At 66.7% G+C, this 25,736-nt stretch carries 22 protein-coding genes; all 22 read left to right on the top strand.

Features of this window, described 5'->3' with window-relative positions; genetic code table 11:
* Window positions 1–57: 57 nt before the first annotated feature.
* The 22 genes from aspS to mihF all read left to right on the top strand — a co-directional run bounded on the left by aspS (window position 58) and on the right by mihF (window position 25,732).
* Window positions 58–1,839 carry an aspartate--tRNA ligase gene (gene aspS, locus L1F31_RS10245; protein ID WP_265417201.1) on the top strand — a complete coding sequence of 594 codons (1,782 nt, stop codon included), beginning with the start codon at window positions 58–60 and terminating at the stop codon, window positions 1,837–1,839.
* Entirely contained in the window at window positions 1,839–3,317 is a 1,479-nt protein-coding gene (locus L1F31_RS10240) for a replication-associated recombination protein A (protein WP_265417200.1), read from the top strand. Before aspS ends, L1F31_RS10240 begins: the two co-directional genes overlap by 1 nt.
* 65 nt (window positions 3,318–3,382) lie before the next feature.
* Window positions 3,383–4,969, top strand: coding sequence for a cation:proton antiporter family protein (locus L1F31_RS10235; RefSeq protein ID WP_265417199.1), 1,587 nt, complete (start codon window positions 3,383–3,385; stop codon window positions 4,967–4,969).
* A 265-nt stretch (window positions 4,970–5,234) separates the two neighbouring features.
* On the top strand, window positions 5,235–5,876 hold the full coding sequence (gene rpsD / locus L1F31_RS10230) for a 30S ribosomal protein S4 (protein ID WP_373563639.1): 642 nt from the start codon (window positions 5,235–5,237) through the stop codon (window positions 5,874–5,876).
* A gap of 206 nt (window positions 5,877–6,082) precedes the next feature.
* A complete protein-coding gene (gene alaS / locus L1F31_RS10225; protein WP_265417198.1) occupies window positions 6,083–8,737 on the top strand; it encodes an alanine--tRNA ligase in 2,655 nt (884 codons plus the stop codon).
* A complete protein-coding gene (gene ruvX / locus L1F31_RS10220; protein WP_265417197.1) occupies window positions 8,734–9,210 on the top strand; it encodes a Holliday junction resolvase RuvX in 477 nt (158 codons plus the stop codon). The genes alaS and ruvX overlap by 4 nt, the downstream gene beginning before the upstream one ends.
* On the top strand, window positions 9,207–10,349 hold the full coding sequence (gene mltG, locus L1F31_RS10215; protein WP_265417196.1) for an endolytic transglycosylase MltG: 1,143 nt from the start codon (window positions 9,207–9,209) through the stop codon (window positions 10,347–10,349). The genes ruvX and mltG overlap by 4 nt, the downstream gene beginning before the upstream one ends.
* A complete protein-coding gene (locus L1F31_RS10210) occupies window positions 10,346–11,311 on the top strand; it encodes a shikimate dehydrogenase family protein (protein WP_265417195.1) in 966 nt (321 codons plus the stop codon). The genes mltG and L1F31_RS10210 overlap by 4 nt, the downstream gene beginning before the upstream one ends.
* Before the next feature lie 15 nt (window positions 11,312–11,326).
* Window positions 11,327–12,100, top strand: a complete 774-nt coding sequence (locus tag L1F31_RS10205) for a prepilin peptidase (RefSeq protein ID WP_265417194.1) — start codon at window positions 11,327–11,329, stop codon at window positions 12,098–12,100.
* Between the two features lie 10 nt (window positions 12,101–12,110).
* Window positions 12,111–13,310 (top strand): chorismate synthase, encoded by a 1,200-nt coding sequence (gene aroC, locus L1F31_RS10200; protein WP_283255769.1) that lies wholly within the window; start codon window positions 12,111–12,113, stop codon window positions 13,308–13,310.
* The gene (locus tag L1F31_RS10195) at window positions 13,307–13,951 is read left to right on the top strand and encodes a shikimate kinase (RefSeq protein WP_265417193.1); all 645 of its coding nucleotides are present in this window, start codon (window positions 13,307–13,309) and stop codon (window positions 13,949–13,951) included. The genes aroC and L1F31_RS10195 overlap by 4 nt, the downstream gene beginning before the upstream one ends.
* Before the next feature lie 187 nt (window positions 13,952–14,138).
* Window positions 14,139–15,254 carry a 3-dehydroquinate synthase gene (gene aroB / locus L1F31_RS10190; protein WP_265417192.1) on the top strand — a complete coding sequence of 372 codons (1,116 nt, stop codon included), beginning with the start codon at window positions 14,139–14,141 and terminating at the stop codon, window positions 15,252–15,254.
* A gap of 195 nt (window positions 15,255–15,449) precedes the next feature.
* The gene (gene efp, locus L1F31_RS10185) at window positions 15,450–16,010 is read left to right on the top strand and encodes an elongation factor P (protein ID WP_265420421.1); all 561 of its coding nucleotides are present in this window, start codon (window positions 15,450–15,452) and stop codon (window positions 16,008–16,010) included.
* The gene (nusB, locus tag L1F31_RS10180) at window positions 16,011–16,421 is read left to right on the top strand and encodes a transcription antitermination factor NusB (protein ID WP_265417191.1); all 411 of its coding nucleotides are present in this window, start codon (window positions 16,011–16,013) and stop codon (window positions 16,419–16,421) included.
* Window positions 16,422–16,531: 110 nt separating this feature from the next.
* A complete protein-coding gene (gene pyrR / locus L1F31_RS10175) occupies window positions 16,532–17,083 on the top strand; it encodes a bifunctional pyr operon transcriptional regulator/uracil phosphoribosyltransferase PyrR (RefSeq protein WP_265417190.1) in 552 nt (183 codons plus the stop codon).
* Window positions 17,080–18,060 (top strand): aspartate carbamoyltransferase catalytic subunit, encoded by a 981-nt coding sequence (locus L1F31_RS10170; RefSeq protein WP_265417189.1) that lies wholly within the window; start codon window positions 17,080–17,082, stop codon window positions 18,058–18,060. Before pyrR ends, L1F31_RS10170 begins: the two co-directional genes overlap by 4 nt.
* Window positions 18,053–19,366 carry a dihydroorotase gene (locus tag L1F31_RS10165; RefSeq protein ID WP_265417188.1) on the top strand — a complete coding sequence of 438 codons (1,314 nt, stop codon included), beginning with the start codon at window positions 18,053–18,055 and terminating at the stop codon, window positions 19,364–19,366. Before L1F31_RS10170 ends, L1F31_RS10165 begins: the two co-directional genes overlap by 8 nt.
* The gene (locus L1F31_RS10160; RefSeq protein ID WP_265417187.1) at window positions 19,351–19,845 is read left to right on the top strand and encodes a PH-like domain-containing protein; all 495 of its coding nucleotides are present in this window, start codon (window positions 19,351–19,353) and stop codon (window positions 19,843–19,845) included. Before L1F31_RS10165 ends, L1F31_RS10160 begins: the two co-directional genes overlap by 16 nt.
* Complete coding sequence (carA, locus tag L1F31_RS10155; RefSeq protein WP_265417186.1) at window positions 19,842–21,002, top strand: glutamine-hydrolyzing carbamoyl-phosphate synthase small subunit; 1,161 nt, start codon at window positions 19,842–19,844, stop codon at window positions 21,000–21,002. The genes L1F31_RS10160 and carA overlap by 4 nt, the downstream gene beginning before the upstream one ends.
* An 11-nt stretch (window positions 21,003–21,013) precedes the next feature.
* Window positions 21,014–24,289 (top strand): carbamoyl-phosphate synthase large subunit, encoded by a 3,276-nt coding sequence (gene carB / locus L1F31_RS10150; RefSeq protein WP_265417185.1) that lies wholly within the window; start codon window positions 21,014–21,016, stop codon window positions 24,287–24,289.
* A complete protein-coding gene (pyrF, locus tag L1F31_RS10145) occupies window positions 24,289–25,176 on the top strand; it encodes an orotidine-5'-phosphate decarboxylase (RefSeq protein WP_265417184.1) in 888 nt (295 codons plus the stop codon). Before carB ends, pyrF begins: the two co-directional genes overlap by 1 nt.
* A 244-nt stretch (window positions 25,177–25,420) precedes the next feature.
* Window positions 25,421–25,732: an integration host factor, actinobacterial type gene (gene mihF / locus L1F31_RS10140; protein WP_265417183.1), complete on the top strand. Its 312-nt coding sequence runs from the start codon at window positions 25,421–25,423 to the stop codon at window positions 25,730–25,732.
* Window positions 25,733–25,736 lie beyond the last annotated feature (4 nt).

The raw sequence follows: 25,736 nt of genomic DNA, 5'->3' as shown, positions 1-25,736 counted from the left end.
GGACACCGACTATCATTGTTCAGGCGCCCGACCATCAACATCACTAAGGAGCCTTAGGTGCTGCGAAGCCACGAAGCCGGAAGCCTGCGAGCCGCAAACGCAGGAGAAACCGTCACCCTCACCGGGTGGGTCGATCGTCGTCGCGATCACGGAGGTGTCGCCTTCATCGATCTGCGTGACGCTTCGGGCATCGTGCAGGTCGTCGTCCGCGAAGACGATGCCCACCAGCTGCGCAACGAAACCGTCGTCAAGGCCACCGGCACCGTCTCGGTCCGCCCCGAGGGCAATACGAACGCGAACCTGCCCACCGGCGAGATCGAGATCATCGACACCACCGTCGAGGTGCTCTCCGAGGCGGCGGCCCTGCCGTTCCAGGTCTCCGATCACGCCGAGGACTCCGGTGCCGTCGGTGAGGAGACGCGTCTGCGCTACCGCTACCTCGACCTGCGCCGGTCGGGGCCCGCGAAGACCATCCGCCTGCGCTCCGACGTCAACAAGGCCGCCCGGTCGGTGCTCGACGCCCACAGCTTCGTCGAGGTCGAGACCCCGACCCTGACGAAGTCGACCCCGGAGGGCGCCCGAGACTTCCTCGTCCCGGCCCGCCTCAAGCCAGGCTCCTGGTACGCCCTGCCGCAGTCGCCGCAGCTGTTCAAGCAGCTGCTGCAGGTCGCAGGCATGGAGCGCTACTACCAGATCGCCCGCTGCTACCGTGACGAGGACTTCCGTGCCGACCGGCAGCCCGAGTTCACCCAGCTCGACATCGAAGCCTCCTTCGTCGAGCAGGAGGACATCATCGCTCTGGCCGAAGAGATCCTCACGGCTCTGTGGAAGCTCATCGGCTACGAGATCACCACCCCGATCCCGCACATCACCTACCACGAGGCGATGGAGCGCTACGGTTCGGACAAGCCGGACCTGCGCTTCGGCCTCGAACTGCACAATCTCACCGAATTCTTCGCCGACACCCCGTTCCGCGTCTTCCAGTCGCCCTACGTCGGCTCCGTCGTCTACCCCGGCGGCGGATCCCTGCCGCGCCGGCAGCTCGACGGCTGGCAGGACTGGGCCAAACAGCGCGGCGCGAAGGGCCTGGCCTATGTGCTCATCGGCGAAGACGGAACCCTGTCCGGCCCCGTGGCCAAGAACATCTCCGACGAGGAGAAGGCAGGCCTCGCCGAGGCGGCCGGTGCACAGCCGGGCGATGCGATCTTCTTCGCCGCCGGAGACACGAGCATGCGCGCCCTCCTGGGTGCCGCGCGCAACGAGATCGCCGAGCGCACCGGACTGATCAAGGACGGCGACTGGGCATTCGTCTGGGTCGTCGACGCGCCCCTGTTCGAGTCTGCCGCCGAAGCGCAGGCCGCCGGAGACGTCGCCGTCGGCGGCGGGCAGTGGACGGCAGTGCACCACGCGTTCACCGCCCCGAAGCCGGAGTTCCTCGACACTCTCGAATCCGATCCGGGTGCCGCCCTGGCCTACGCCTACGACATCGTGTGCAACGGCAACGAGATCGGCGGCGGATCCATCCGCATCCACCGCAAGGACGTGCAGGAGCGGGTCTTCAAGATCATGGGCATCTCGGAAGAGGAAGCCCAGGAGAAGTTCGGCTTCCTCCTCGAAGCCTTCAAGTTCGGTGCGCCCCCGCACGGCGGCATCGCCTTCGGCTGGGACCGCATCGTGTCCCTGCTGGCCGGAGTCGACTCGATCCGTGAGGTCATCGCATTCCCGAAGTCCGGCGGCGGCTTCGATCCGCTCACGCAGGCACCGGCACCGATCACCGACGCCCAGCGCGCCGAGGCCGGAGTCGACTTCGAGCCGGAAGACGACGACGCCGAGGCCTGATGAGCCAAGAACCGAATCTGTTCTCCGACGGCCCGGACCAGGAATCACCTGGTCCGGGCTTCGCCGGTTCCTCCGACGGCTCCCGCGGGCGCGCGCTCGACCCGCTGGCGGTGCGGATGCGTCCGCGCACCCTCGACGAGGTGGTCGGTCAGGAGCACCTGACGTTCCCCGGGTCCCCGCTCAACCAGCTCGTCGAAGCCAGCGGGGGAGACCGGGCGGGCGCCTCCTCGGTGATCCTGTGGGGACCTCCCGGAGTCGGGAAGACGACCCTGGCCCATGTCATCTCCCATGCGCCGGGACGCACTTTCGTCCAACTCTCCGCGATCACCGCCGGTGTCAAAGACGTGCGGCAGGTCATCGAGAACGCCCGCCGCGAGCGGGAGATGTATCAGCGCACCACAGTGCTCTTCCTCGATGAGATCCACCGCTTCTCCAAGGCCCAGCAGGATGCACTGCTGCCCGCGGTCGAGAACCGCCTCGTCGTGCTCGTTGCCGCAACGACGGAGAACCCGTCGTTCTCCGTCATCTCGCCTCTGCTCTCCCGGTCCCTCCTGCTCACCCTGCGCCCGCTCGACGATGAAGCCGTCGGGCGGCTGCTCGACCGGGCGATCGAATCGGAGAGGGGACTGGCCGGGCAGTTCACCCTCACCGAGGAGGCGCGGGAATTCATCGTCCGCATCGCCGGCGCCGACGCCCGCCGGTCGCTGACAGTGCTCGAAGCCGCCGCCGGCATCGCCGCAGCCCAGGCCGATGCGGCCCGGGCCGATCGTGCGCAGACTGGCGAGGATCCGGGCGAGGACGCAGAGTCCGCTGACGGCGAAGCCGGGAGCAGCGAAGCCCGCCCGATCCTCATCACCGAGGAGAGCTGTGCGGAAGCCAGCAGCGAAACCGTTCTGCGCTACGACCGGAACGGCGACCAGCACTACGATGTGGTCTCCGCATTCATCAAATCCATCCGCGGCTCCGACGTCGACGCCGCACTGCACTATCTGGCGCGAATGATCGTCGCCGGTGAGGACCCGCGCTTCATCGCCCGCCGCGTCGTGATCTCGGCGGCCGAGGACATCGGCATGGCCGACCCGCAGGCGCTGCCGATCGCTGTGGCCGCCTCCACCGCGGTGCAGAACATCGGCATGCCCGAGGGGCGAATCCCACTCGCCGAGGCGGTCACCTACCTCGCCCTGGCACCGAAGTCGAACGCGAGCTACCGGGCCTTGGACGCCGCGATCGCCGATGTGAAGAACGGGCTCGCCGGACAGGTGCCCATGCATCTGCGCGATGCCCACTACCCAGGTGCCAAGGAACTCGGCCACGGGAACGGCTACAAATACTCCCACGACTACCCGCACGGAGTCGCCGCTCAGGAGTACCTGCCCGAGACGCTGCGGGGCAAGCAGTACTACACCCCGAGCACCAACGGCATGGAACGGACCATGGCCGAGAGACTCGAGAACCTGCGGCGTCTGCTCCGGCCCTGATAGCTTTGGAATAGACGCGGCAGAGTGCGAATGCCTCCCGGCTGCGGCCGAGCGAGGAGGACGGCATGGCAGACATCGTCATCACCATCGCCGCCGCGCTGGCACTCGGCCTCATCGCCCACGAACTGCGCATCCCGCCTCTCGTGGGGTTCCTCGCCGCCGGATTCCTCCTCCACCTCTTCGGCTTCACCGCGTTCGCCGGACTCCAGGAGATCTCCGACCTCGGAGTCGTCCTGCTGCTGTTCACCATCGGCCTGAAATTCGACCTGCGGTCCCTGCTCCAACCCGAAGCACACGGCACGGCGGCCCTGCACATGGTCACGGTGATCCTCCTCGGCGCGGGAACGATCGGCCTCGCCGCCGTCATCGGAATCGTCACCGTCGGCGGGGGAGTGGGGACGCTTGCTCTGCTGGGGTTCGCGCTGTCGTTCTCCTCCACGGTGCTCGTCGTCAAAGTGCTCGAGGACCGGTCCGATGACGGTTCCTACTACGGTCAGATCGCCATCGCCATCCTCGTCCTCCAGGACCTCGCAGCGGTCGCCTTCATCACGATCGCCGGTGAAGAGCCGCCGAGCCCCTGGGCCTTCGCACTCGTCCTGGTCATCCCTGCGGTGTGGGTGCTGCGACAGCTCCTCGACCGAGTCGGTCGAGGGGAGCTGCTCGTGCTCTTCGGCGTGGTCATGGCCCTGGGGCCCGGCTATGTCGCCTTCGAATCCGTGGGCATCCACGGTGACCTCGGTGCCCTCGTGCTCGGGCTGCTCTTCTCCACTCATCCACGTGCGGTCGAGATGTCGAAGTCGCTGTTCAGCGTCAAAGAGCTCTTCCTCGTCGGATTCTTCGTCGTCATCGGACTCCAGGCGGTGCCGACATGGTCGGATCTGCTCATGGCCCTCCTGCTGTGTGCGATCCTGCTGCCCTTCAACTTCGTCAGCTTCTTCCTCATGGGCCGCGTCTTCGGGCTGCGCAACCGCACGAGTGTGCGCACGAGCCTCGCGCTGAGCAACTTCTCCGAGTTCGCGCTCATCGTCGTCGCCGTCGGCATCGACAACGGTCTGTTCGACGACAACTGGCTGACCATCACCGCCCTTGCCGTGGCCCTGGGCATGATCGGATCGTCACTGGCCAATGCCTACAGTCTCCAGATCGTGGCAAAGCTCGATGCGATCCTGCCCGATGAGAACGAAGCCAGACTGCGCGCGAACGACCGCCCGCTGGACACCGGGGATGCCGACGTCGTCGTCCTCGGCATGGGACGCATCGGCCGCGGCGCCTACGAGAGGTTCGTCGACCGCGGCGGCAGCCGTGTCATCGGCATCGACAACGATCTCACCGTCACCGAAGCCCTGCGCGCAGATGGGTTCACGGTGCTCGAAGGCGACGCGACCGACCACGAATTCTGGCACCGCCTCGTCGTCGGCGGCAGCGCGCACACCGTCGTTCTGGCCATGGCGCTGCACGATTCGAACACCTTCGCCCTCGAACAGCTGCGGATCGCGGGCTTCCCCGGCACCATCGCCGCAGTCGTCCAGCGCCCCGACCAAGCCGACCATTTCGCTCGAGTCGGCGTCCACGCGGTCATCAACATCTACAGCGGGTCCGGAGCGGCAGTCGCAGATGCCGCCCTCGACTGCCGCGACGGCACGGCCGGATAAACGGCGACGTCGGGAGCCGAACCGGGCCGCAGCCGAACTCCGTCACAGTCGGAGCGGAGTCGACGTCGGGAACATCACAGCCACGGCCGATGATCGCTTTGCGGCAGGAGCCGTCCACCCGGTAAGATGGTCAGCTGTTGTGCCTGCACTCTAAAGGCGGTCGGTGCGAGCGGATCTCGACGCTCAAACCCTCTTTCCCATCCGGGGAAACAACAGTTGCGTTCGGGGCGAGAACCCTCAGGGCCCTTCGTGACAGAACACATTGATGAAAGGTAATACAGTGCCAGCACCAGCACGTAATCGCCGGATGACGCGCCTCTCGCGCGCCCTCGGCATTGCTCTGACACCCAAGGCCGAGAAGTACTTCGAGCGTCGCCCGTACCCTCCAGGCGAGCACGGTCGCGCCCGTCGTCGCAACGACAGCGACTACTCGGTCCGCCTCAAGGAGAAGCAGCGTCTGCGCGCGCAGTACGGCATCCGTGAGGCCCAGATGCTCAAGACCTACAAGGAAGCCAACCGCCTCCCCGGCCTGACCGGTGAGACCATGGTCGAGCTCCTCGAATCGCGTCTCGACGCCCTCGTCCTGCGTTCGGGCTTCGCCCGCACCATGGCACAGGCCCGTCAGTTCGTCGTCCACCGTCACATCACGGTCGACGGACAGCGCGTGGATCGTCCCTCCTTCCGCGTGAAGGAAGGCCAGACCATCCAGGTGCACGAGCGTTCGGCATCGATGGATCCGTTCCAGGTCGCCGCCGCCGGTGGTCACAAGGACGTTCTGCCCGCAGTTCCCGGCTACCTCAACGTCAACCTCGAGGGCCTGCAGGCGACTCTGCTGCGCACCCCGAAGCGCGAAGAGGTTCCGATCACCTGTGACGTTCAGCTCGTCGTCGAGTTCTACTCGCGCTGATCTGCTGAACACAGCGCATCGCGCCGCCACGACTGCCCGGGACCTCACGGTTCCGGGCAGTCGTGCATTCACGGCACGCCGCGCCACATCGCATATTGCGACGGAGCCATTAAACTAGTCCCTGTTAAGTGCGGGTACGCACGAGTAGGTGTCGCGTCGGGCTCATCCGCCGGACGGCGCACAGACAATATCTGAAAGGCCATGGATTGAAGACGGCAGAGATCAAACAACGCTGGCTGGACTACTTCGAAGCGAACGGGCACACCGTGGTCCCCTCGGCGTCGGTGATCAGCTCCGATCCGTCCATCCTGTTCAACATCGCAGGCATGGTCCAGTTCATCCCCTACCTCACCGGCCGGGAACCCGCCCCATTCAACCGGGCCACCAGTGTGCAGAAATGTGTGCGCACCGCCGATATCGAAGAGGTCGGAAAGACGACCCGCCACGGCACGTTCTTCCAGATGAACGGCAACTTCTCCTTCGGCGACTACTTCAAACGCGATGCCATCAAATTCGCCTGGGGACTGCTGACGAACCCGGTCGCCGACGGCGGTCTGGGCTTCGCCCCCGAGAAGCTGTGGGCGACCGTCCACGAGGACGATTCCGAGACCATCGACATGTGGCTCGAACAGACCTCCATTCCGCGTGAGCGCATCCAGCTGCGCGACAACGAAGACAACTTCTGGCACACCGGCCAGCCCGGACCCGGAGGCTACTGCTCGGAGATCTACTTCGATCGCGGCCCCGACTACGGCGTCGAAGGCGGCCCCGTGGCCGACGAGGACCGCTATATCGAGATCTGGAATCTCGTGTTCATGGAGTTCGAACTCGCTGAGGTGCGCTCGAAGGTCGACTTCGACATCGCCGGGGATCTGCCCGCGAAGAACATCGACACCGGCATGGGACTCGAACGCGTGGCCTTCCTGCTCCAGGGCGTGGAGAACATGTACGAGATCGACGAGGTCTTTCCCGTCATCGAGGTCGCCAGCCGACTCTCCGGTCGCGAATACGGAGCCGACGAACACGCCGATGTGCAGATGCGCGTCGTCGCCGACCACGTCCGGTCCGCACTCATCATCATCGGCGACGGGGTCCGCCCCGGCAACGAGGGGCGCGGCTACATCCTGCGTCGGCTGCTCCGCCGTGCCGTGCGCGCAATGCGCCTGCTCGGGGTCAAGGACGAGGTCCTGCCCGAACTGCTGCCCGTGTCCATGCAGGCGATGAAGCTGTCCTACCCCGAACTCGAAACCGACTTCGACCGGATCTCCCGGGTCGCCTACGCCGAGGAGAAGGCGTTCCTGCGCACCCTCGAATCCGGCACCCAGCTGTTCGCGAACGCTGCGGAATCGCTGTCCGGGAGCGAGAAGACCATCAGCGGGGACATCGCCTTCGCCCTGCACGACACGCACGGCTTCCCCATCGACCTCACCCTCGAAATGGCTGCCGAGGCAGGACTGAACGTCGACGAGACCGGGTTCCGTGAGCTCATGAGCGAGCAGCGCACCCGGGCGAAGGCCGATGCGAAGGCGAAGAAGGGCGGTGGGCACACCGATCTGTCCGCGTATTCAGCCCTGCTCGACGAAGGCACCAGCGAATTCGTCGGCTACGACCGACTCGAAGCCGATTCGCGTGTGCGCGGCATCGTCGCAGACGGCGTCGCCACCGAGGTGCTCACCGCCGGCCAGAGCGCCGACGTCGTCCTCGACCTCACCCCGTTCTACGCCGAATCCGGCGGTCAGCGCGCCGATGTCGGCCTCATCTCCGGCCACGGCTTCACCGCCCGCGTCACCGATGTGCAGAACCCGGTCAAGGGATTGCCCGCCCACCGCGTCGAGGTCATCGACGGCGAACTCCACGTCGGCGACGAAGTGCTCGCCGCGGTCGATCACGATCACCGATTCCAAGGTGCTCAGGCCCACACCGCCACCCACCTCGTCCACGCCGCTCTGCGCGAGATCCTCGGCAACCACGCCGTGCAGGCCGGTTCGCTCAACCAGCCCGGTTACATGCGCTTCGACTACTCGTTCCCCGAAGCCCCGAGCACGCAGATGCGGGCGGAGATCGAAGAGGTCGCGAACCTCGCCGTGCGATCGAACTACGAGGTCGGCACCGAATACATGCCCTTCGACGAAGCGAAGAAGTCCGGTGCCATGGCCCTGTTCGGAGAGAAGTACCCGAACGTGGTGCGCGTCGTCGACATCGGCGGCCCGTTCTCCCGCGAACTCTGCGGCGGCACCCACGTCGGCGCCTCCGCCGAAGTCGGTCCGATCTCCGTGCTCTCCGAAGCCTCCGTGGGTTCGGGAGTCCGCCGCATCGAAGCCGCCGTCGGCATGGACGCCTTCCGCTCCCTGGCCGCCGAGCGGACCATCGTGTCCTCCCTGTCCGAGATGCTCAAGGTGCCCGGCACCGACGTGACCTCGCGCGTCTCGGACCTCATGAGCCGGCTCAAGGACGCGGAGAAGGAGATCTCCCGTCTCAACGCCCAGCAGCTGCTGGCCTCGGCCGGGAAGTTCCTCGACGCCGCACAGACCGTGGGCGACACCCTCTTCGTCGTCGCCGAACTCGGCGAGGTCTCCAACGCCGGCGACATCCGCACGCTCGTCACCGATCTGCGCGGACGCGTCCACGACCGACAGGCCGTGGTGCTCGGGCTCGGCGTGAGCAACGGCAAACCCGTCGTGGTCATCGCCACCACCGAGGCGGCCCGCACCGCCGGACTGCAGGCGGGCAAGCTCGTCTCCCTGGCCTGCGGCGAGCTCGGCGGCGGGGGCGGCGGCAAGCCCGACCTCGCACAGGGCGGCGGCAGCGATCCAGCAGCGATTCCGGCCGCGATCGGGGCCGTCAAGGCGGCTATCCAGTGAGTTTCCGCCGAGGTCGCCGACTGGGCCTCGACATCGGCTCGGTCCGCATCGGGGTCGCCTCCTGCGATCCCGACGGCATCCTCGCCTCCCCGCTTGCCGTGGTGCGTCGCAAGGACGAACCGGCGGCCCTGCGGGAACTGCGCGAGATCGTCGAGGAGTACGAACCCATCGAACTCCTCGCCGGCGATCCGAAATCCCTCGATGGGGCCGCCCGCGCGGCGGCCGCCTCGGCGCTGGAGTTCGCTCGGAAGATCGCCGCTGCCACGGGCACACCCGTCAGGCTCGTCGACGAACGCTTCACCACAGTCGAAGCCCACCACGCTCTGGCAGCGGCCGGAAAGTCCTCACGTCAGCGGCGCGAGATCGTCGATGCCCAGGCCGCTGTCATCATCCTGCAGAACGCCCTCGAGTTCGAACACAACACCGGTGTCCCCGCCGGCCGTGAGATGCCCGACGAGGAGAGTGAGCAATGAACCCCTTCCCAGGTGAGTTCTCAGCAGACGACGGACTGAGCCGTGCGGAGATCAGGGCGAAGAAGCGACGCCGGATGATGCGTCGGCGCCGGACGACGACGATCATCGTCATCTGCGTCCTCATCTTCGGCATCGGCGGATTCTTCGGCGTCCGAGCGGCCGGGGGAGTCTTCGACGACCTCTTCGGTCCCAAGGGCGACTACGAAGGACAGGGCACCAACGAGGTGTCCATCGAGATCGCCCCCGGATCCTCGGCGCGCACCGTGGCCAACCAGCTCGTCGAGGAGGGCGTGGTCATGAACTCCGAACCCTTCCTCGACGAGATCGAACGCCGGGATGCGACGATCCAGGCCGGCACCTGGACGATGCGGGAGAAGATGAGCTCGAAGGCCGCGGTCGAGGCGCTCATCAACCCCATCGCCCCACCGAAGATCACGGTCGCCGAAGGCAAACAGGTCGAGGAGATCAAGGCGATCATGATCGAATCGGGAATGAACGCCGACGAGGTCGACAAGGCCATCGACGACAAGACTCCGAAGGACTACGGTCTCGAGATCGACGCACCGAGCCTCGAAGGCTACCTGTACCCGGCGACCTACGACATGAAGAAGTCGAAGACCGCCGAGGATGTCGTCCAGGAGATGGTCGACAAGACCGAGACCGAACTCGACGAACTCGGAATCGAGCACAAGGACGCCAACCGCGTGCTCACCCTGGCCAGCCTCGTGGAGAAGGAATCACCGGGAGACGAAGAGGTGCGCAAGAAGGTCGCTCGCGTCTTCCTCAACAGGATCTCTGAGAAGTCTCAGACCGGCGGACTGCTGCAGTCCGATGCCACGGTGGCCTATATCCATGGTGCCCGTTCGGACCTGACGACGACGAAGAAGGAACGCCAGTCGGATTCGCCGTACAACACGTACAAGAAGAAGGGGCTGCCGCCCGGACCGATCAACGCCCCGAGCCAGGGCGCGGTGGAAGCCGCCCTCGAACCGGCCGACGGCGATTGGCAGTTCTTCGTGGCCACGAACCCGGATACGGGGGAGACGAAGTTCGCGAAGACCTACGAGGAGCACCAGAAGAACGTCGAGATCTACCGGAAGTGGCTCAAGGAGCACAACTCCGACGGCGGCAAGGAATGAGAATCCGTGCTGCGGTGCTGGGGTCGCCGATCGCACATTCGAAGTCTCCGCTGCTGCACCGCAGCGCGTTTGCGGCCCTCGGCCTGGACACGAGTGAGTACTCACGGTTCGAACTCGTCGCCGATGAGCTTGAGGCGTTCCTCGACGCGCATCCCCAGCACACGGGGTTCTCGCTGACGATGCCGCTCAAGGACCGCCTCGTCGAGTTGGCCGGCATTCGCGGCTGGTCGCTCGAGGACACTGCCGCTCTCACCGGAGCCGGCAACACCCTCGTCCGCACCGGCAGCCAGACCGCGGTGGCGAACACTGATGTGCGCGGCATCGTCCGTGCCGTCGCCCCGCACCTGAGCCGGGCCCGGGGCGACGGGGCGGCGTGTCCCGATCAGCACGGTGCGGGAGCCGGACGAGCGACGATCCTCGGTGCCGGGGCCACAGCCGCCTCGGCGATGGTGGCCTGCCGCGATCTCGACCTCACCCATGTCGACATTCGCGTGCGCAACCCGAACCGGACCGGGAGAGTCCTCGACCTCGCCGCACAGCTGGGGCTGACGACCACGGTGGGTCGGCTCGACCGGATCGATGACTCCGAGGTCGTCATCTCCACCCTTCCCGCCGAGGCGGTTCCCGAGCCGATCTGGGCCGAATCCTTCACCGCCGGCGCAGCAGTGGCCCTCGACGTCGCCTACGCCGCGGAATCGGCATTCCTCGCCGCGGCCGCAGCCCACGGCCTGCACCCGGTCGACGGAACGGCGATGCTCGTCGAACAGGCCGTCGCCCAGTTCGAGCTGTTCCTGGAAGCAGCACGGCAAGCCGACGCCTCGGTCGACGATTCCGCACAGGCCGCCGCTGCGTCCGGGCTGCCGACCGATCAGGACCTGCCGGCCGGGGACGAGCTGCGCGAGCAGGTCGCGGACGCGATGTACGCAGCCCTGGCCGAATCCGCTGCCGCGCCGCGGGCCTGAGCCGAGGCAGCGACTGTGGACACCGGGGTGCTGCACGGGATGGTCATCGGCCTCACCGTGCTCATCGCCTTCGCCGTGGGACTGGTCCTGGCCCGCACCACCCGATTCTGGCTCAACGACGACACCCAGCTGGCCAGGGTGGAGTCCTCCCGGCTCTACCGCGGCTGGGTGCCCGTGCTCATCGGCCTCGTCCTCGCTGCCGCGGCCGCGTGGGCGTTCCCGCTCCACCAGCTCGTCGGTTCCGGATGGAGCGCGTATGCGCCCCTGAGCGGGACGACATTCACCCCGCCGCAGCCGAATTCCGCCGACCGGATCGGCACCGCCTGTCTTCTCGGCCTCGCCGCCGGCACAACCCCGTTCCTCTTCACCACCGATATCATCGTGCGCCGGCTGCCCGACCGGATCGTGCTGCCGACCGCCATCGCCGGACTGGCCGTGATCATCACTGGCTCCATCCTCGGCGCCTCACCGGCGTGGTTCACGGCTTTCTTCGCAGGTCTCGCGGCCCTGGTCCTCTTCGCGCTCCTCCACCTGCTCGGGCGGGTGCTGCGCAGGCAGACGATGGGGCTCGGGGATGTGAAGGTCTCGTTCCTCGTCTTCGCCGTCGCCGGACTCTACGACATGTGGGCACCGGCGCTGGTGCTTGTCGTGATGATGCTCATCGCCGGCGTGTGGGCGCTCATCGGGGTGATTCGGGCCAGGCGGGTGCGCGGCGTGACGATCGCCTTCGGACCGGCGATGCTATCCGGGATGTGGCTGGGGTCCATGTTCGCCCCGATCGTTTTGTAGAATCGGTGGAATGTTGAGATGGCTGACTGCAGGCGAATCCCACGGCGAGGCGCTGACCGGGATCATTGAGGGGCTTCCGGCCCATGTACCGATCACCAGAGACGATATCCGGGCGAGCCTGGCTCGCCGTCGACTCGGCTACGGCCGCGGCGCCCGGATGAAGTTCGAGGCCGACGAGGTGAGGCTGCTCGGCGGCGTCCGCCACGGCGAGACCCTCGGTTCCCCCGTGGCGATCGAGGTCGGCAATACGGAATGGCCGAAATGGGAATCCGTGATGAGCGCCGACCCCATCGATGACGCCGAACTCGAGGGCTTGGCACGCAACGCCCCGCTCACCCGTCCCCGCCCCGGCCACGCCGATATCGTCGGAATGCAGAAGTACGGCTTCGACGAGGCCCGCCCGGTGCTCGAACGCGCGTCGGCGCGCGAGACCGCGATGCGGGTGGCCCTGGGCACCGTGGCAGCGAAGTTCCTGCGCGAACTCGGCATCACCCTCGTCTCCCACACCGTGGCCATCGGCACGGCCGAACAGGATTCGGACACTGAACCCGCCCTGCCCACCGCGGCCGATGTCGAATCCCTCGACGCCGATCCGGTGCGCTGCTTCGACGCTGATCTGTCGGCGGCGATGGTCGCGCAGATCGATGCGGCGAAGAAGGCCGGGGACACCCTCGGCGGAGTCGTCGAGGTCGTGGCCTACGACCTGCCTCCGGGCCTCGGATCCCACGTGCATTGGGACCGTCGCCTCGATTCCCGCCTCGCCGGTGCCCTCATGGGCATCCAGGCGATCAAGGGCGTCGAAGTCGGTGACGGCTTCCTCACGACGAAGCGCCCGGGATCGCAGGCGCATGACGAACTGGAAGTCGGCCCCGACGGATTCCGACGCGTGAGCAACCGCGCCGGCGGCACCGAGGGCGGAATGTCCACAGGCGGACCGCTGCGGGTGCGTGCCGGAATGAAGCCGATCGCCACCGTCCCGCGGGCACTGGCGACCGTCGACGTCGAAACCGGTGAGGCCGCGAAGGCGAATCATCAGCGGTCCGACGTCTGCGCGGTGCCTGCCGCCGGAGTCGTGGCCGAAGCGATGGTCGCCCTCGTCCTCGCCGAGGCCGTGGTCGAGAAGTTCGGCGGCGACTCTGTGGCCGAGACGAAACGGAATCTGGACGCCTACGCTGCGGCGATTCCGGAGAACCTCCGCATCGGGCAATGAACCACGCCCCGCTCCCGAAACCGGTTCCGCCGCTGGAACCGGTACCCGCCGCGCTCTCGCGCATCGTGCTGTCCGGGCCCCCGGCAGCCGGCAAGTCGACGATCGGCAGGCTGCTGGCCGACCGCCTCGGTCTGCCGCTCATCGACACCGATGCGAACATCGTCGAGAAGTACGGAGTCATCTCCGAGATCTTCGTCGAACGCGGTGAGGACCATTTCCGCAGGATCGAACGCGAAGTCGTGCGTCGAGCCCTGCGCCGGCTGCTCGACCGTCCGGGAATCGTGTCCCTCGGCGGGGGAGCGATCCTCAACTCAGGAACCCGCGCCCAGCTGCTCCACCCGGCGATCAAGGTCGTGCACATCGATATCGATGTCGAGACCGTGGCCCAGCGCCTGACCGCTCCGCACCGCCCGCTGCTGCGCGGGGCCGGCACCGCCGTGGAGAACTGGCTCGCCCTGGTCCAGGAACGCGAACCGTACTACGAACAGGTCGAGACCTTCCGCGTGCACGCGTCGAACTCGCCGCCGTCGACGGTGGTCAACCGTGTCGTCGATGTGCTCACGGGACTGCAGCGGGCCGAAGAGTACGCGAAGTACGCGCATCCGGACGACGACGAGGACAGGACCGGCGCGCCAGGCTGAAACTGCGGCCCCAGCTGAACGGCCGCCCACCCCGGTTGAAGGGCAGTCCGCGGGATGAGACCTTGCCCACCACGGACACGGGAGACTTCGCCCGCACCGCCTCGGCAGGGCTAGGCTGGGCCGGGGCCGCCGCGCAGCCGCGCACCGGCCGTAGAAGACACTCGAGACAGATCAGGAAGACGGACGAATGAGCCTCACACGCATCGATGTCGACGCCGGCGGAACCTATCCGGTCCTCGTCGGCCAGGGACTGCTCGGGGAACTTCCCGAACTGCTGGGAAACCGGGTCGAGAAGGTCCTCGTCATCCACCCGCGCGCCCTGCGCACCACCGGTGAGACCGTCCGCGACGATCTCGCCGCCGCAGGACTGAACGCAGTCGCAGCGGAGATCCCCGACGCCGAAGAGGCCAAACACGTCCAGGTCGCAGCCTTCTGCTGGCAGGTGCTCGGCCAGTCGGACTTCACCCGCACCGATGCCATCGTCACCGTCGGCGGGGGAGCCGTGAGCGACCTCGGCGGCTTCGTCGCAGCCACATGGCTGCGGGGGATCCGCGTCATCCACATCCCCACCACCGTGCTCGGCATGGTCGACGCCGCAGTCGGGGGAAAGACCGGGATCAACACGGCCGAAGGCAAGAACCTCGTCGGATCCTTCCATGCTCCCGCCGGCGTGCTCGTCGACCTCGATACACTCGGCACCCTGCCGGAGAACGAACTCTTCACCGGCCTCGCCGAGGTGGTCAAGACCGGCTTCATCGCCGATGAGACCATCCTCGATCTCATCTCCTCCCATACGAAGGAGGAGATCGGCGATGTGCAGGGGCCGGTGCTGCGCGAACTCATCGAACGCTCCGTGCGCGTCAAGGCCGAGGTCGTCTCCGGCGACTTCAAGGAATCCGGTCGCCGGGAGATCCTCAACTACGGACACACCCTCGGCCACGCGATCGAACACAAGGAGCGCTACCAGTGGCGCCACGGTGCGGCAGTGTCCGTGGGCATGGTCTTCGCCGCCGAGGTCGCCTCGATGGTCAAGAACCTCCCGTACGACGTCGTCGACCTCCACCGGGAGCTGCTGAGCAAGCTCGGCCTGCCCATCGGATACCGCTCGGACGTGTGGCCGCAGCTGCTGGACACCATGAAGCGGGACAAGAAAGCGCGGGGAGCGATGCTGCGCATGGTGCTGCTGAGCGGAATCGGCGAACCGAGCACCGTCGAGATCCCCGACGCCTCGATCCTCTTCACCGCGTACCAGGAGATCGGGGAGAGCTCACCGAAGATCTCCCTGAGCACCGACCTCGGCTGAACACCCGATCGGCTCTGACCGGTTCCGACTGGTCTCTGCCCGGTGCGCAGGCGGCCGCGGATGGAAGCGGCACCCTGAGCTTGCTAGACTTGCCCAGTGGCGTATTCGTCGACCCCGGACAGCGGGTCACGGACGACGCCGGCCAACTGCGATCACCGTTCGGTGATCTGGACCGAAGCGAAGAAGGACGAATTAGTGGCGACAACGAACGACCTGAAGAACGGCCTCGTGCTCAACCTCGACAACCAGCTGTGGCAGGTGCTGGAGTTCCAGCACGTCAAGCCCGGCAAAGGTCCGGCGTTCGTTCGCACCAAGCTCAAGAACGTGATCTCCGGCAAGATCATCGACAAGACGTTCAACGCCGGCACCAAGGTCGAGACCGCCAACGTCGACCGCCGCGACATGCAGTACCTCTACCATGACGGCACCGACTACGTGTTCATGGACGCCAAGGACTACGACCAGGTCAACATCTCCGCAGACCTCGTCGGCGATGCCGCGAACTACATGCTCGAGAACCAGGACCTGCAGGTGTCCTTCCACGAAGGCACCGCCCTGTCCGTGGAGCTGCCGCCCTCGGTGGAACTGACCATCACCCACACGGAACCCGGTCTGCAGGGCGACCGTTCGACCGGCGGATCGAAGCCGGCGACGCTCGAGACCGGTTACGAGATCCAGGTGCCGCTGTTCCTCGAAGAGGGCACCAAGGTCAAGGTCGACACCCGCAGCGGCGACTACCTCGGTCGCGTCAAGTAAGTGGCATCCGCACGAACCCGAGCCCGTCGCAGGGCTCTCGAGCTGCTCTTCGAAGCCGGGCAGCGTCGACTGGCCATGGACGAACTCGTCACCATGCGGTCGAACGACCCCGACTACCCGATGAAGGAATACGCGGTCGAGATCGTCTCCGGCATCGCTGAGAAGCAGGTGGAGATCGACGAGATCATCTCCACCTACTCGCAGGGGTGGACACTGGATCGGATGCCCGCCGTCGACCGGTCTCTGCTCGAGATCGGCACGTGGGAACTGCTCTACAACGACGATGTCCCCGACAAGGTGGCCATCGACGAGGCAGTGTCCCTGGCCCGGCAGTTCTCCACCGACGATTCACCCGGCTTCGTCTCGGGGCTGCTCTCTCGCATCCTCGACATCAAACCGACGCTCATCTGAGTCGGAGGGTCCGGACTCCGGACCCTCCCACCGGTGCCGCCTGCACCGGGTCTACAATCGAATCGAACCACTCCTTTAACCACCGTCCGGAGAGGCGGAGAAGGGGAAGCATGACACAGCGAACTGTGCTCGACGCACCCGATATATCGCGGGCGATCACCCGCATCGCCCACGAGATCATCGAATCCAACAAGGGCAGCGACGACCTCGTCCTCCTCGGCATCCCGCGCCGTGGAGTCCCGCTGGCCCACCGACTCGCCGAGGCGATCGCCTCGATCTCGGGCCGCCCCGAGACCGCGAACGACCTCGCCGGCAGCCTCGACATCACGATGTACCGCGACGATCTGCGCGGAGGCTCCTACCGGGCTCCCGAACCCACCGCCATCCCGGCCGAGGGCATCGATGCGAAGACCGTCGTCCTCGTCGACGATGTGCTCTTCTCCGGACGCACCATCCGGGCCGCACTCGACGCCCTGGCCGATGTCGGCCGCCCCGCAAAGGTCCGCCTCGCCGTCCTCGTCGACCGCGGCCACCGTGACCTGCCGATCCGCGCCGACCATGTGGGCAAGAACCTGCCGACCTCGAGCAGCGAACGCGTCAACGTCACGCTCACCGAGATCGACGGATCCGACTCCGTGTCCATCTCGGGAGGACGCGAATGAAGCACCTGCTCGACACCGCCTCGCTGAGCCGTGAGGACGCCATCGGCATTCTCGACATCGCCGAGGAGATGGCACTCGTCTCCGAACGGGAAGTCAAAAAGCTGCCCGTGCTGCGCGGGCGCACGGTCGTCAATCTCTTCTTCGAAGACTCCACCCGCACCCGGCTGTCCTTCGAAGCTGCGGCCAAACGCCTCTCGGCCGATGTGCTCAACTTCTCCGCCAAGGGATCCTCGGTGTCGAAGGGCGAGAGCCTCCAGGACACCATCCAGACGATCTCCGCGATGGGCGCCGATGCGATCGTCGTCCGCCACGCCGGGGCCGGCACCGCACACCGGCTGGCCCACACCGGATGGATCGACGTCCCCGTCGTCAACGCCGGCGACGGCACACACGAACACCCCACCCAGGCCCTGCTCGACGCTTTCACCCTGCGCCGGGCGCTGGCCGGAGTCCCCGCCTCGGGGCCGGTGTCCGGGGGACCCCGCGGTCAGGGCCTCGACGGGGCGCAGGTCGCCATCGTCGGCGACATCCTGCACTCGCGGGTGGCCCGATCCAACGTCCACTTACTCGCCCGCCTCGGCGCCGATGTCCACCTCATCGCCCCGCCCACGCTGCTGCCGTGGGGCGTGGAGGACTGGCCGGTGACCGTGCACTACGACTTCGACGCGGCACTGAGCGCCGAGGACTTCGCGGCCGTGATGATGCTGCGCGTCCAGCACGAGCGCATGCACGAATCGTTCTTTCCCAATGAACGCGAATACGCGCGCCTGTGGGGTCTGAGCGCCGCCAGGCTCGCGAAGCTGCCCGAACACACCTTCATCATGCATCCGGGACCGATGAACCGCGGATTCGAAATCTCCGCTGCCGCAGCGGATTCACCCCGCGCCCTCGTCCTCGACCAAGTCGAGAACGGAGTGAGCGTGCGAATGGCGGTCCTCTACCGTCTGCTGACCGGTCAGGAGGAGACCAATGACTGATTACCTCATCCGCGGAGCCGATGTGCTCGGACGCGGAGTCGCCGACATCGCCATCCGTGAAGGACGCATCGTCGACCCCGAACTCGTCGCCGGAGGCGATGCCGAGATCGTCGAGGCGAGCGGACTCGTGGCCCTGCCGGGCCTCGTCGACATGCACACCCACCTGCGCGAACCCGGCAAGGAAGACGCGGAGACGGTCCTCACCGGCTCCCGTGCGGCGGCCGCCGGCGGATACACGTGCGTGCATGCCATGGCCAACACCGCGCCCGTGGCCGACACCGCCGGAGTCGTCGAACAGGTGCACCGCCTGGGCCGGGCCGCCGGCTTCACCGAAGTCGTGCCCGTCGGAGCCGTGACCACCGGACTCGAAGGCCGACAGCTGGCCGAACTCGGTGCGATGGCCCGCTCGGAGGCGCGCGTGCGGATGTTCTCCGACGACGGAATCTGCGTCTCCGACCCGCTGCTCATGCGCCGCGCCCTCGAATACGTCAAGACCTTCGACGGGATCATCGCCCAGCACGCACAGGAGCCGCGCCTGACCGAAGGCGCACAGATGAACGAGGGCACCGTCTCAGCCGAACTCGGTCTGCCCGGCTGGCCGGCCGTGGCCGAGGAGTCGATCATCGCCCGCGATGTGCTGCTGGCCGAACACGTCGGCTCCCGCCTGCACGTCTGCCATGTGTCCACCGCCGGCAGCGTCGACCTCATCCGCTGGGCCAAGTCCAGGGGAGTGGCCGTGACCGCCGAAGTGACCCCGCACCACCTCATGCTCACCGACGAACTCGTGCGCACCTTCGACCCCGTCTACAAGGTCAACCCGCCGCTGCGCACTGACGCCGATGTCCAGGCGCTGCGCGAGGCCCTGGCCGACGGCACCATCGACGTGGTCGGCACCGACCACGCCCCGCACACCGCCGAACACAAATGCAGCGAGTGGACGGCCGCGGCCATGGGCATGGTCGGCATGGAGACCGCGCTGTCGATCGTCGTCGAAGCCATGGCCGGCCACGACTTCGACTTCGGTGACGTCGCCCGCGTGATGTCGGCGGCACCCGCGCGCATCACCGGCGCCTCCGGACACGGCAGCCTGGCGGTCGGTGCGAGCGCGAACATCGTCCTCGTCGACCCCGCCGCCCGGCATACGATCGAACCCGCCGATCACGCCACGAAGGGACGCAACAACCCCTTCGCCGGGATCGAAGTCACCGCGAAGGTCACCGACACCTTCTTCTACGGCCACCGGGTACTGGCCGCAGGGTCACTGACCACACCCCACCCGGCAGGAGCATCATGGACCGATCAGTAGGCACCCTCATCGTCGCCGTCGTCATCGTCGCGGTGATCATCGCGATCGCCTGGGGGTGGAGCCGACGCAAGCAGTCCCAGTCCGCGGTCGTCACCCCGCCGAAGCCGCACATGGGAATCACCCGCGTCGCCGAACCCGTCGAAGGCTCCTACGTCTCGACGACGAAGGCCGGCCACCCGCTCGAACGCGTCGCCGTCCACGGTCTGGGCATCCGCACCACCGGTGAGCTCGTCATCACCGACGGCGGCGTGATCATGGACCTGGCCGGACGCGAGGACTTCCTCATCCCGCGCCGGGACATCGTCTCCGTGGACACCACCTCGGGCATGATCGGGAAGTTCGTCGAACGCGGAGGCATCGTGCGCATCACCTGGCGCCTCGGTGACACCCTCGTCGACACGGGCTTCCGCGCCCGCTACTCAGCATCCACCACCCCCACCGTCGACCGCATCCGCGAAATGATCGAAGAGGCACAATGAGCTTTTCCACCACACCCGCTGTCCTCATCCTCGAAGACGGCCGGACCTTCCACGGATCCGCATACGGCGCCATCGGCGAGACGACCGGCGAAGCCGTGTTCGTCACCGCGATGACCGGCTATCAGGAGACTCTGACCGATCCGTCCTATCATCGGCAGATCATCATCCAGGCCGCCCCGCACATCGGCAACACCGGCATCAACCGCACCGACGATGAGTCCGCTCAGATCTGGGCCGCCGGATACGTCGTCCGCGATGCCTCCCGGATGTCATCGAACTGGCGCTCAGAAGGCGACCTCGTCGACTGGCTGCGCGAATCCGGAATCGTCGGCATCAGCGATGTCGACACCCGCGCCCTGACCCGTCACCTGCGCGACAAGGGCGCCATGCGCATGGGCATCTTCTCCGGACCCGCCGCCGAGGCGGCCGAATCCGAGCTTCTCGCCCGTGTCCAAGCCTCGCCGCAGATGGCCGGGGCCAACCTCGTCGACGAAGTCTCGATCAGGCAACCGCAGCTCATTCCCGCCCGCGGAGAGAAGAAGTTCAGCGTCGCCGCCGTCGACCTCGGCATCAAATCGATGACACCCGAGCGTCTGGCCGAACGCGGCATCGATGTCCACCTCCTGCCCTCGACCGTGACCTTCGAAGAGATCCAGGCCCTCGGCGTCGACGGAGTCTTCTTCTCCAACGGCCCCGGGGACCCTGCCACAGCGGATGACCAGGTCGAACTGCTGCGCTCGGTGCTCGATGCGAAGATTCCGTTCTTCGGCATCTGCTTCGGCAACCAGCTGCTCGGCCGTGCCCTGGGCTTCGGCACCTATAAGCTGCCCTTCGGCCACCGCGGCATCAACGTGCCCGTCATGGACCGCACGACGGGCAAGGTCGAGATCACCTCCCAGAACCACGGCTTCGCCGTCGACGCCCCGCTGGACGGGGAGACGACAGCACCGCAGAGTCCCGACTACGGTCGCGTCATCGTCTCCCATGTGTGCCTCAACGACGACGTCGTCGAGGGCCTGGCCTGCCTCGACATCCCGGCCTTCTCCGTTCAGTTCCACCCCGAGGCCGCTGCCGGACCGCACGATTCCGCCTACCTGTTCGATCGCTTCGCCGACCTCATGTCCGCTTCCCAGGCCGATTCGGCTGCCCAGGCCTAAGGAGTACACCTATGCCACTGAGACAAGACCTCACATCCGTCCTCGTCATCGGCTCCGGCCCGATCGTCATCGGCCAGGCCTGCGAATTCGACTATTCCGGCACCCAGGCCTGCCGCGTCCTGCGGTCCGAGGGCCTGCGCGTGATCCTCATCAACTCGAACCCGGCGACGATCATGACCGACCCGGACATCGCCGACGCCACCTACGTCGAGCCCATCGACCCGCAGGTGATCGAGACGATCATCGAGAAGGAGCGCCCCGATGCGCTCCTGCCCACGCTCGGCGGACAGACCGCGCTCAACGCTGCCATCGCCCTCCACGACGCCGGAGTGCTCGAGAAGTACGGCGTCGAACTCATCGGCGCCGACGTCGAAGCGATCCAACGCGGTGAGGACCGCCAGAAGTTCAAGGACATCGCCGAAGCCTGCGGCGCCGAGGTGGCCCGCTCGGCCATCTGCCACACCCTCGAAGAGACCATTGCCGCCGCCGAGGAGCTCAACTACCCCGTCGTCGTCCGTCCCTCCTTCACCATGGGCGGACTCGGCTCGGGCATGGCCTATGACGAAGCGGACCTGCGCCGCATCGCCGGAGCCGGGCTCGCCGACTCCATCACCCACGAGGTGCTCCTCGAAGAGTCGATCCTCGGGTGGAAGGAGTACGAACTCGAACTCATGCGCGACAACAAGGACAACGTCGTCGTCGTGTGCTCGATCGAGAACGTCGACCCTGTCGGTGTGCACACCGGCGACTCGATCACCGTGGCCCCGGCGCTGACGCTGACCGACCGTGAGTACCAGGAGATGCGTGACATCGGCATCGCCATCATCCGCGCCGTGGGCGTGGACACAGGCGGCTGCAACATCCAGTTCGCGGTCGATCCTGCGACCGGACGCATCATCACCATCGAGATGAACCCGCGCGTCTCCCGCTCCTCGGCGCTGGCGTCGAAGGCCACCGGCTTCCCGATCGCGAAGATGGCGGCGAAGCTCGCCGTCGGATACTCACTCGATGAGATCCCCAACGACATCACGAAGGTGACCCCGGCAAGCTTCGAACCGACCCTTGACTATGTGGTCGTGAAGATCCCCCGCTTCACCTTCGAGAAGTTCCCGGCCGCCGACCCGACCCTGACGACGACGATGAAATCCGTCGGCGAGGTCATGGCCCTGGGACGCAACTTCACCACCGCCCTGCAGAAGGCGATGCGGTCGATGGAGCAGAAGGACTCATCCTTCAGCTGGGCCGAACTGCCCGACGTCACTGATGAGGACGTCCGCGAATCCGTGCTCGAGGCGATCTCCCACGCCACCGCCGATCGCATCCACTCCGTCCAACGCGGACTGGCCGCCGGACTGAGCGCGGCCGAGGTCTTCGACGCCTGCGAGATCGACCCCTGGTACCTCGACCAGATCCAGCTCATCAATGAGGTCGCAGCGCACATCCGCGATGCCGACGAACTCGATGAGCAGGTGCTGCGGGTCGCGAAGAACCACGGGTTCTCCGATGAGCAGATCGCGGCGCTGCGCAACCTCGACACCGATGTCGTCGCCGGCATCAGGCACGCCCTGCGCGTGCGTCCGGTGTTCAAGACCGTCGACACCTGCGCCGGCGAATTCGAGGCCAAGACCCCGTACCACTACTCGTCCTACGACGCCGAGACCGAGGTCATGCCGCGCGACCGCCCGGCAGTGATCATCCTCGGCTCCGGTCCGAACCGGATCGGCCAGGGCATCGAATTCGACTATTCGTGCGTCCACGCGACGATGGCGATCTCCTCGGCCGGGTACGAGACGATCATGGTCAACTGCAACCCGGAGACCGTCTCGACCGACTACGACACCGCCGACCGTCTCTACTTCGAACCGCTGACCTTCGAAGACGTCATGGAGGTCTACCATGCCGAGCTCGCCGCCGGTGAGGTCCTCGGCGTCGTCTGCACCCTCGGCGGACAGACCCCGCTGGGACTTGCGGATCGCCTCAAGGCCGCCGGTGTGCCAGTGCTCGGCACCCAGCCCGAAGCCATCGACCTGGCCGAGGACCGCGGCGAGTTCGGTGCCGTCCTCGAACGTGCCGGACTCACCGCGCCCAAGCACGGCACAGCGGTGACCGCCGCGGAGGCCGCGGAGATCGCGGAGAACATCGGCTACCCGGTGCTCGTACGCCCCTCCTACGTCCTCGGCGGACGCGGAATGCAGATCGTCTACGATCGCACCCAGCTGCTCGACTACATGGCCACCGCCACGGAGATCTCCGTCGACCGCCCAGTGCTCGTCGACCGGTTCCTCGAAGACGCCATCGAAATCGATGTCGATGCGCTCTACGACGGTGACGAGGTCTACATCGGCGGCATCATGGAGCACATCGAGGAAGCCGGAATCCACTCCGGCGACTCCGCCTGCGTGCTGCCCTCGCTGACGCTCGGCGACGACGTCCTCGAACGTGTCCGGCAGGGCACGAAGGCCATCGCCGAGGGCGTGGGAGTGCGCGGACTGCTCAACATCCAATTCGCCATCGCCGCCGATGTCCTCCACGTCATCGAAGCGAACCCGCGCGCCTCGCGGACCGTGCCGTTCGTCTCGAAGGCGACGTCGACGCAGCTGGCCAAGGCCGCCGCACTCATCGCGGTGGGACGGTCCATCGACAGCCTGCGCGATGAGCTGCTGGCCGCTGACGGCGACGGCTCCACGCTGCCGCTGGATCACCCGATCGCCGTCAAGGAGGCGGTCCTGCCGTTCCGTCGCTTCCGGACGGTCGAAGGCAAGATCGTCGATTCGATCCTCGGCCCCGAAATGCGCTCGACCGGTGAGGTCATGGGCATCGACCACAACTTCCCGACGGCTTTCGCCAAGGGCCTCCTCGGTGCGGGGATCACGCTGCCGACCTCGGGGACCGTGTTCGTCTCGGTCGCCGACCGTGACAAGCGTGCCATGGTCCTGCCGGTCAAGGAGCTCGTCGACATGGGCTTCGACGTCGTCGCGACGACGGGAACCGCCGCAGTGCTCTCGCGCTACGGGATCAAGACCACTCAGGTGCACAAGCACTTCGAAGCCGACGCCGAAGACCGCACGGTCATCGACTACCTCACCGCAGGCACCATCGACATGGTCATCAATGTGCCTTCGGGCAGGCAGGAACGCGCCGACGGCTACGAGATCCGTGCCGCCGCGACCGCGAATTCGGTCCCGCTCATCACGACGCTGGCCGAATTCGCCGCCGCAGTGACCTCACTCGAGGTCGTCCGCGATGAGAAGTTCGACGTGCGCAGCCTGCAGGACTGGAGCGCCTGATGTTCGGCACCAGGCTGGCTGAGGCCATGGCCGAGCACGGGCCTCTGTGCGTGGGCATCGACCCGCACGAGCACCTGCTGGAGTCCTGGGGCCTGCCGGTCAGCGCGGCCGGGGTCAGGGAGTTCGCTCTGCGGGCGGTGGAGGAGCTGAGTGGTACGGTCGCGGCGATCAAGCCGCAATCGGCCTTCTTCGAACAGTTCGGTTCGGCTGGCGTAGCCGCGCTGGAAGAGACCTTGGCCGCGGCCAGGGAAGCGGGCATCCTCACCGTTCTCGACATCAAGCGCGGTGACATCGGGTCGACGATGGGTGCCTACGCGAAGGCCTACCTCGACCCCGCCTCGGCGCTGGCAGCCGATTCGATCACGGTGTCTCCCTACCTCGGATTCGGGGCCTTGGAACCGGCATTCGAACTCGCCGCCGCCCACGGCAGGGGAGTGTTCGTGCTGGCTCTGACCTCGAACCCGGAGGGTCGGGAGGTCCAGCACGCCCAAGGCACGCACGGGGCAGTGGCCGGGACGATCGTGTCCCAGGTCGCCGCCCGCAACTCTCGTGCCCTGGCCGCGGCGGACGGCTCCGACGCAGAGAGCCCCGCCGCAGACGGGCATGCCGCGACGATGGGTCCCTTCGGCCTCGTCGTGGGCGCAACGATCGGTGAGGCCGCCCGCGAGCTGGGAATCGATCCCGCCGACTGCGGGGGACCGATCCTGGCCCCCGGCGTCGGCGCCCAAGGGGCGGGAATCCGTGAGCTGCGGGCCGTCTTCGGCGACCGCGCATTGGCCTCGGGCCAGGTGCTCGCCACCGCCTCCCGAGCGGTGCTCGCCGCCGGACCCCAGGGAATGGCCGAGGCCGCCAGAGACCTCAACCGGGCACTGTCCGAGTTCAACTGAAGCCCTCGCCAGAGCTCGGCTCAGAACCTCGCCCGAGCTCGACTGAGACCCTCATTCGACCTCGACTGAGACCCTCGGTGTCCGGACCGAACAGCGCATCCGGACACCGAGACAGCGTCTCACCGAGGTGGGAAATCGAGACCCCGGAGAGTTTAATTCCGCCGATTCCACATCTCCGCAGGGATTTTGTCTTAGACTGAGACAACTTCCCTACCTGCCCGTTCATGGTGACAGAGGAGATAATGTGGCACTCGAACCGTTGACCCCTCAACAGCGAACCGCTGCTCTGGACAAGGCGTTCAAGGCACGTCAAGCACGAGCCGAAGTGAAGTCGGCACTGAAGAACGGCGATACCGATCTCGCCGCCGTGCTCAAAAAAGCCGCAGGCGATGAAGCCCTCGCGAAGATGCGTGTGCTCGACCTGCTGCGTGCACTGCCCGGAGTCGGCGACAGACGCGCCGAAGCGGCGATGGAAGAGGTCGGCATCGCCACCTCACGTCGGATCAAGGGACTGGGCGTGCACCAGAAGTCCGCCCTGTTGGAGAAATATTCCTGAGTGT

The organism is Brevibacterium spongiae, from assembly GCF_026168515.1.
Taxonomy (GTDB): domain Bacteria; phylum Actinomycetota; class Actinomycetes; order Actinomycetales; family Brevibacteriaceae; genus Brevibacterium; species Brevibacterium spongiae.
The sequence above is the reverse complement of the archived record's forward strand: the minus strand, read 5'-3'. Positions and strand labels throughout refer to the sequence as shown.

What these genes read in the sequence shown, in the direction of transcription:
- L1F31_RS10240 (WP_265417200.1), top strand. Translation starts at nt 1,839, where the DNA reads ATGAGCCAAGAACCGAATCTGTTCTCCGACGGCCCGGACCAGGAATCA.
- L1F31_RS10235 (WP_265417199.1), top strand. Translation starts at nt 3,383, where the DNA reads ATGGCAGACATCGTCATCACCATCGCCGCCGCGCTGGCACTCGGCCTC.
- rpsD (WP_373563639.1), top strand. Translation starts at nt 5,235, where the DNA reads ATGAAAGGTAATACAGTGCCAGCACCAGCACGTAATCGCCGGATGACG.
- mltG (WP_265417196.1), top strand. Translation starts at nt 9,207, where the DNA reads ATGAACCCCTTCCCAGGTGAGTTCTCAGCAGACGACGGACTGAGCCGT.
- L1F31_RS10210 (WP_265417195.1), top strand. Translation starts at nt 10,346, where the DNA reads ATGAGAATCCGTGCTGCGGTGCTGGGGTCGCCGATCGCACATTCGAAG.
- aroC (WP_283255769.1), top strand. Translation starts at nt 12,111, where the DNA reads ATGTTGAGATGGCTGACTGCAGGCGAATCCCACGGCGAGGCGCTGACC.
- L1F31_RS10195 (WP_265417193.1), top strand. Translation starts at nt 13,307, where the DNA reads ATGAACCACGCCCCGCTCCCGAAACCGGTTCCGCCGCTGGAACCGGTA.
- aroB (WP_265417192.1), top strand. Translation starts at nt 14,139, where the DNA reads ATGAGCCTCACACGCATCGATGTCGACGCCGGCGGAACCTATCCGGTC.
- pyrR (WP_265417190.1), top strand. Translation starts at nt 16,532, where the DNA reads ATGACACAGCGAACTGTGCTCGACGCACCCGATATATCGCGGGCGATC.
- L1F31_RS10170 (WP_265417189.1), top strand. Translation starts at nt 17,080, where the DNA reads ATGAAGCACCTGCTCGACACCGCCTCGCTGAGCCGTGAGGACGCCATC.
- L1F31_RS10165 (WP_265417188.1), top strand. Translation starts at nt 18,053, where the DNA reads ATGACTGATTACCTCATCCGCGGAGCCGATGTGCTCGGACGCGGAGTC.
- L1F31_RS10160 (WP_265417187.1), top strand. Translation starts at nt 19,351, where the DNA reads ATGGACCGATCAGTAGGCACCCTCATCGTCGCCGTCGTCATCGTCGCG.
- carA (WP_265417186.1), top strand. Translation starts at nt 19,842, where the DNA reads ATGAGCTTTTCCACCACACCCGCTGTCCTCATCCTCGAAGACGGCCGG.
- carB (WP_265417185.1), top strand. Translation starts at nt 21,014, where the DNA reads ATGCCACTGAGACAAGACCTCACATCCGTCCTCGTCATCGGCTCCGGC.
- pyrF (WP_265417184.1), top strand. Translation starts at nt 24,289, where the DNA reads ATGTTCGGCACCAGGCTGGCTGAGGCCATGGCCGAGCACGGGCCTCTG.